General features: G+C 66.0%; 2 protein-coding genes. One reads left to right on the top strand and one right to left on the bottom strand.

All coding sequences use genetic code 11. The features are described 5' to 3' along the window. Positions 1–148: 148 nt before the first annotated feature. A complete protein-coding gene (gene gpmI, locus QZY03_RS08500; RefSeq protein ID WP_295580058.1) occupies positions 149–1696 on the bottom strand; it encodes a 2,3-bisphosphoglycerate-independent phosphoglycerate mutase in 1548 nt (515 codons plus the stop codon). Positions 1697–2100: 404 nt separating this feature from the next. Here gpmI and QZY03_RS08505 point away from each other — a divergent pair, with 404 nt between their 5' ends. Further along, a complete protein-coding gene (locus tag QZY03_RS08505; RefSeq protein ID WP_295580059.1) occupies positions 2101–2412 on the top strand; it encodes a hypothetical protein in 312 nt (103 codons plus the stop codon). Positions 2413–2533: the final 121 nt, after the last annotated feature.

Raw genomic sequence — 2533 nt, forward strand, 5'->3', positions numbered from 1 at the left:
ACGATTGGCGGCCGGGATGTTGGGGTTCGTTCCTGAAACTGGTGGCGAAATGCCCAGAGAGCCCGTAACTCCTTGATAGCAGGATCTGGAGGCGCTGGGTTTCAGTAGGTTAGCGAATTCGCCACCAGTGTCCGTGCCTCACCGCATCCTACACCGTCGCCGGCCCCAGCAGCAGCGAGCGGCCCTGCATCTGCTTGGGCTTGGGCAGCCCCATGAGCTGTAGGACGGTCGGCGCAATATCCGCCAGGCCGCCGCCGGTGGACAGCCGCCACTGGATTTCGTCGGCGACCAGACAGGGCACCGGGTAGACGGTGTGTTGAGTGTGGGGCTCGCCGCTGGCCGGGTCGATCATCTCATCGCAGTTGCCGTGGTCGGCGGTGAGGATGATCGAGTAACCCTGGGCCTTGGCGGCGTCCATGACGCGCCCGGCCTCGCGGTCGAGCGTGCGGACCGCCTCGATGACCGACTCGCGCACGGCGGTGTGGCCGACCATGTCGCCGTTGGCGAAGTTGACCACGATGAAGGGGAAGGCGCGGCTGTCGAGCGCCGTGATGACGGCGTCGGCCACCGCGCTTGCGCTCATTTCGGGCTGCAAGTCATAGGTGGCGACCTTGGGTGAGGGGATCAGCACCCGCTCCTCTCCGGGGAAGGGGTCGCCGCGCCCGCCGTTGAAGAAGAAGGTGACGTGGGCGAATTTTTCGGTCTCGGCACAGTGGAACTGCGGGATACCGGCGTCACTCAGGATTTGGCCCAGCGTGACGTGCGGGATGTCGTGGTCGAAAGCGAAGGGCAGGCCGTAGGTGGCGTCGTACTCCATGATGCAGGTGACCTGCACGCCGGTGACGCCGTGGCGATGGAAGGGCTTGAAGTCCGGCTGGAAGAAGGCCTCGACCATCTGCCGCGGGCGGTCCTTGCGGAAATTGAAATGGATGACATGATCACCGTCCTTGATCAATTCGGCGCCGGCGATGATGGTGGGGCGGATGAACTCGTCATCCTCGCCCGCGGCATAGGCCAGGTCGATGCCGGCGGCGGCGGTGGCGGCATGTCGACCCTCGCCGTCGACCAGGCCGCGCCAGGCGATCTCGGTGCGCTCCCAGCGCTGATCCCGGTCCATGGCGTAATAGCGCCCGATGACGGTGGCGATCTGCCCGCCGGCCGCCGCCAGGGCCTCTTCCACCGGGGGGAGGAAGGCTTTGGCCGAGCGCGGCGGGGTGTCGCGCCCGTCGGTGAACACATGGACCATGGGCCGTGCGCCCTGGCGTCGGCACAGTTCGATGAGGGCGACGAGCTGGGTCACATGGCTGTGCACTCCGCCGTCCGACACCAGGCCCATCAGGTGCACCGGCCGGCCCTGGGCCGCGGCGGCGCGCGCGGCGGCGGTCAGCACCGGGTTCTCGTAGAAGCTGCCGTCGGCGATGGCGGCGTCGATCAGCACCAAATCCTGTTTGACCACGCAGCCGGAGCCCAGGGACATGTGCCCCACCTCCGAGTTGCCCATCTGCCCGTCCGGCAGACCCACCGCCAGCCCCGATGCCTGCAAGGCACAATGGGGATAGTGGGCGAAATAATCGTCGAACTTCGGCGTGTCGGCGATGGCGATGGCGTTGTTGGCCTTGCTCGGATTGAGTCCGAAGCCGTCCAGGATGATCAGGATCACCGGTCGGCGCGGGACCATTGTCGTCTGGTCACTCATGGTCTTGCTCGATAGGTCGTGTGGGTGGATTCGGTCGACGGAGGTCGCGGCCGGTCCGGGCGGGTCCGGCGCAAAGGTTAGTAGTTTAGTGGGTTGGAGCGCCGGGGTGGTGGAAAGTTTTCCCTGAACCTTTCCGCCGTACGGTAGTTGGCGGGTGATCAATGGGGGTTTTCCTTGCGGCGCTCGGGACGCTACAGTGCAATTTTGAAAACTGTGACGTGCATCACAGTCGTCTCGGGAAACCTTCTGAGCCGGCAGCCATCGGCGACATCCGTAGGGGCGCCTGTCAGAGCGACTTTAGGGGTGACTGTAGGGGCGACTTCAGTCGCCCCTTCAAATCTTCGTCTCTTTACGCGCGCAATTGCCTGATTTAGCTTCGCCCCTCTCACCCAAGGAGCCTCTGTATGTTCAGTATCCCCCCACGACTGCACCTGATCCCCGCCCTGCTGGCGCTCGGCAGCGGCCTGCTGGCCGCCGCCGCACCCGATCCCATCGTGTCCACCGGCGGGGCGGACGTCACCGCCCTCGCGGTGCCGCTGATCCAGCCGGTCCCACCGCCGGCCAGTGCGGCGACCGCCCCAGCCGCCCCAGCCGCCCCGGCCCAGGCGAAGATTCAGGCCGACTACGGCAAGCTGCCCTACACCTTCGAGGTCAACGGCGGCCAGGCCGATGCGGCGGTCAAGTTCCTCGCCCGCGGCGGGTGCGATCCAAACTGATGTGGTTGCCGGAACTGTCATGCGGCTTGCTTAACGAGCCCCTGCCAGTACGCTGACCACTTCCCGTTAGCCCGGGTCGTGCGCAATGCGAGCATGGCCTCAGCGTTGTCCGGCGTCCACC

It is taken from the genome of uncultured Lamprocystis sp., from assembly GCF_903933125.1.
Lineage (GTDB): Bacteria > Pseudomonadota > Gammaproteobacteria > Chromatiales > Chromatiaceae > Thiodictyon.